At 73.7% G+C, this 3,545-nt stretch carries 5 protein-coding genes; all 5 read right to left on the reverse strand.

What is annotated here, in order from left to right:
• Nucleotides 1-404: ABC transporter permease subunit (locus J0670_RS33235; RefSeq protein WP_374223218.1), on the reverse strand; the 404-nt coding region annotated here is incomplete at its 3' end.
• A complete protein-coding gene (locus tag J0670_RS33240; RefSeq protein WP_307806804.1) occupies nt 401-1,069 on the reverse strand; it encodes an ABC transporter permease in 669 nt (222 codons plus the stop codon). The genes J0670_RS33235 and J0670_RS33240, both read right to left, overlap by 4 nt.
• The gene (locus J0670_RS33245) at nt 1,059-2,327 is read right to left on the reverse strand and encodes an ABC transporter ATP-binding protein (protein ID WP_207815919.1); all 1,269 of its coding nucleotides are present in this window, start codon (nt 2,325-2,327) and stop codon (nt 1,059-1,061) included. The genes J0670_RS33240 and J0670_RS33245 overlap by 11 nt, the downstream gene beginning before the upstream one ends.
• 327 nt (nt 2,328-2,654) lie before the next feature.
• Complete coding sequence (locus J0670_RS33250) at nt 2,655-3,041, reverse strand: rhodanese-like domain-containing protein (protein WP_207815921.1); 387 nt, start codon at nt 3,039-3,041, stop codon at nt 2,655-2,657.
• On the reverse strand, nt 3,035-3,545 hold a 511-nt coding region (locus J0670_RS33255), incomplete at its 5' end, for a cysteine dioxygenase family protein (protein WP_207815923.1). The genes J0670_RS33255 and J0670_RS33250, both read right to left, overlap by 7 nt.

The following is a 3,545-nucleotide window of genomic DNA, read 5'->3' on the forward strand; positions in this document are numbered from 1 at the left end:
CACAGCACCTGCGGGTGGGTCAGCCCGATCCCGCGGGCGGCGTCCCGGACGTCCGGATCGGTGCCGCGCACCCCCTCGACGGCCGCCACCAGCAGCGGCGGCGCGGCCAGCGCGACCAGCGGGATCAGGACGGCGGTGTCGCCGACCCCGGCGAGCAGCACCGCCAGGGTCACCAGGCCGAGGGTGGGCAGGGCACGGGCGGCCCCGGCCAGCGCGGTGACCGCGGTGACACCGCGCCCGGTGTAGCCGATCAGCAGCCCGAGCGGCACGGCAAGCAGCGCCGCGTACAGCAGGGCCTCGCCGGAGAGCAGCAGGTGCTCGGAGACCCGGTGCACGATCGAGTCCGGACCGGTGCGGCGGGCCGGGGCGGAGAAGAAGTCGTTCAGCCAGTCCAGCCAGTTCACGAGCCCGCCCCCTTCTCCCGGACGGCCCAGGGCGCGAGCAGCCGCCGGGCGCCCACCAACAGCAGGTCGACGACCAGCGCGAGGGCGGCGATCAGCACGATGCCGGCCACGATCGGGGTCGGGAAGGTGCGTTGGAAGCCGTCGATGAACAGGTAGCCGAGCCCGCCGCGCCCGACCAGCGCACCGACGCTGGCCAGCGAGATGCTGGACACCGCGGCGACCCGCAGACCGGCGATCAGGTACGGCACGGCGGCGGGCAGCTCGACGGTGGTCAGCCGGTGCCACGGCCCGTACCCCATCGCGGTGGCCGCCTGCCGGACGGAGTCCGGGACGGCGTGCAGGCCGTCCACGGTGGTCGGCAGGAGGACGGCGAGGGCGTAGAAGGTCAGCGGGATCATCACGGTCGCCTGGGTGGCGAGCCCGGTGTAGGGGATCAGCACCACGAAGACGGCCAGCGAGGGCAGCGCGTAGACGATGTTGAAGACGGCGGACAGCGGCTGGTACAGCCTGGGGAAGCGCGCGCAGGCCAGGCCGAGCGGGACGGCCAGCAGCAGGCCGATCAGGACCGGGATCAGCGCGATCACGGCGTGGTCGGCGAGCAGGTCGCCGAGGTAGCCGAGATGGTCGCCGATCCAGTACCAGCGGACGATCGGTTCATCGTCCACCGTCGGCTCCATCCGGCCCGCCGACCCGGTCCGTCGTGCCGGTCTCGCCCGTCCCGTCGGCGGCGAGGGCCTTCCGGGTGCTGACGGGGGTCTTCACGTCCGCGTCCGCGTCCACATCCGCGTCCGCGTCCGCGTCGCCGTCCACGTCCACATCCGCGTTCACCTCGACGCCCGCGTTCGCGTTCACGTCGGCGCCCGCGTCGACGCCGCCGACGGCGGTCGCCCCGGTGGGCGCGAGCGCGGCCAGGATCGCGTCCCGGCTCGCGGTGCCGGTGGCCCGGCCGTCGGCGTCCAGCGCGACCGCGACCCCGGCGGGGGAGAGGACGGCGGCGTCCAGCGCGGTGCGCAGGGTGTCGGTCTCCGGCCGGAATCCGGCCGCCGGGTGCAGTTCGGCGCTGACCGCGGTGCGGTCGATCCAGCCGATCGGGCGGCTCGCGTCGTCCAGGGCCAACTCCCAGCCCCCATAACGGATCCCGTCGCCGACCGGGCGGAGCGCTACGGCGCTCGCGGGGCGCAGGCCGAGGCCGCGCAGGCCCCGGTCGCGGCCGAGGAAGGCGGCCACGCCGTCATCGGCGGGGGTGGTCAGCAGGGTGTGCGGGTCGGCCAGTTGGGCGATCCGGCCGTGCTCGCGCAGCACCACGACCTGGTCGCCGAGCCGGACGGCCTCCTCGATGTCGTGGGTCACGAACAGGACCGTCTTGTGCAGCTCGGACTGGAGCCGCAGCAGCTCCTCCTGGAGCCCGGCGCGCACCACCGGGTCGACGGCGCTGAAGGGTTCGTCCATCAGCAGCACCGGCGGGTCCGCGGCCAGCGCGCGCGCCACGCCGACGCGCTGCTGCTGGCCGCCGGACAGCTGGAACGGGTACCGCTTGGCCGTCTCGGGGGCGAGCCCGACCAGTTCGAGCAGTTCGGCGGCCCGGGCGCGGGCCTTCTTGCGCTCCCAGCCGAGCAGGTAGGGGACGGTGGCGATGTTGTCGATCACCTTGCGGTGCGGGAAGAGTCCCGCCTGCTGGATCACGTACCCGATGCCGCGGCGTAGTTTGGCGGGCTCCAGCTGGGCGACGTCGGTGCCGTCCAGCAGCACCCGGCCGGAGGTGGGTTCGACCATCCGGTTGACCATGCGTAGCAGGGTGGTCTTGCCGCAGCCGGACGGTCCGACCAGGACGGTTATCCGACCGGTCGGGACCTCCAGGTCCAGACCCTCGACGGCGATGGTGCCGTCGGGGTGGCGCTTGCCGGCGCCCTCGAATGTGATCACGGGGAGTTTCCTCATCAGGGCGCCCCGGGGAGGCGGCGCCTGTGTCGGTCGGTAGTTCAGTTGGTGGCGGCGTGTCGGCGAGTGGCTGGATGGAGCTGGTGCCGCTCGTCGGATCCACCGCCCGGGCGTCTTCCGCCCGCGTGGCTGCCCAGGTTCGGACCGGCGGAAACTCTGATCAGACTATGACCTGTCTCATCTCCTGTCTCTGATTTACCGCTTGACACGTGCTCCGGACCGGGCCGCCGCCCCCTCCCCGGCGCCGGTGCTCGGCTGCCGGAGAGGGGGCGGTGGCCCGGCTCGGACGCCTGGGCGTGTCGGTGGTCCGGCTCAGCCTCCCGGGCGTGTCGGCAGCCCGTCGGCCGCCCAGCCGACGAAGCCGCCGTCCAGGTCGGTCGCCCGGTGCAGCCCCAGCTCGCGCAGCGAGGACGCGGCCAGGCTGGAGGCGTAACCCTCGGAGCAGACCACGATCACCTCGACGTCGTAACCAGAGGCCTCGGGGATGCGGTGACTGCCCGTCGGGTCGAGCCGCCACTCCAGCACATTGCGCTCGATGATCAGCGAGCCGGGGATCTCGCCCTCGGCCGCCCGCTGCGCCGCCGGGCGGATGTCCACCAGCAGCGCGCCCTCCAGGTGGGCCTGGTACGCCTCCCGGGCGCGCGGTCGGTGCACGCCCTCGCGGGCCCGCTCCACCAGGTCGTCGATCGTGGTCACCACTGCTCCGGTCCTTCCTCCGAGGTGCGCACGAGCCCACCGGCTCGCAGGTCGTAGTGCGCCATCGAGCTGAGCGGCGGCGAGTAGGCGTGCAGGGTGACGGCCGGGCCGGAGGCGGTGTTGCGGACGTCGTGCACGTACTCGGGGCCGAAGGCGCGGGTGGTGCCCGCCGAGATCCGGCGGATCAGCAGGCCCTGCTCCGGGCCGCCGAGGGACAGCTCCTCCAACTCGCCGAGGGCGACGGTGAAAGCGCCCCGCGAGCCGCCGTGGTCGTGGAAGCCGGTGGACTGGCCGGGCAGCCAGCTGATCAGCCAGACCTCGTGGTCCTCATCGGCCACCAGCCGCCGGTACCAGCGTTCCTCGGTGGAGAGGCGGACGTGGTGGATCCAGTGTTCGGGCCGCTCGGCCAACTCGCGGACGATGCTCCGCAGGGTGTTCGGGGTGAGCGGATCACGGGTCCGTCCGGTGGCGGGTGTCGCAGGGACGGGTGTCTCGGCGGCGGGCGTC

Origin of the sequence: Streptomyces sp. FH025, assembly GCF_017427025.1 — a bacterium.
Lineage (GTDB): Bacteria > Actinomycetota > Actinomycetes > Streptomycetales > Streptomycetaceae > Kitasatospora.